A 552-nucleotide genomic window follows, 5' to 3' on the forward strand; every position below is an offset into this window, starting at 1 on the left:
GTGGAAGACCGAGCACGTCACCGTACAGTGACGCCAGCGTCTCCTCCACCCGTGACCGCGGGGCCCGGAACACGCCACCCACGAAGTCCGGCGCGGGCAACGCTTTTCGGTCGAGCTTGCCGTTCACCGTCAGCGGCAACCGATCCACCACCACCACCGCCGCGGGCACCATGAACTCCGGCAGCCGCCCGGCCACGAAACGACGAAACTCGGCCGCCGACTCACTCGACCCGTCGACACCGTCGATGTGGAGAACGACGTATCCGATCAGTTCGGTGCCGTTGCCGGTGGCGTCGGCTACCACAACCGCCTGAGCCACCGCCGGATGCGACAGCAGCACCGCCTCGACCTCTGCGGGTTCGACTCGGAACCCCCGCACCTTCACCTGCTCATCAACACGCCCCACGAACTCGAGTTCACCCTCGGCGGTCCACCGCACCAGATCCCCCGACCGATACATCCGCGCACCGGACACACCGAACGGACACGCCACGAACCGCTCCGCTGTCAAACCCGGCCGACCCAAATACCCACGCGCCAACTGCACCCCGG

The 552-nt window shown here is 67.4% G+C and carries 1 protein-coding gene; it reads right to left on the reverse strand.

What is annotated here, in order from left to right:
* Nucleotides 1–493 (reverse strand): AMP-binding enzyme (locus tag AC1DWT_RS51815; protein WP_477926347.1); only part of this gene is annotated, 493 nt, incomplete at its 3' end.
* Between the last annotated feature and the right edge of the window lie 59 nt (nt 494–552).

The sequence above is a fragment of the Rhodococcus sp. P4_B6 genome (assembly GCF_056402215.1).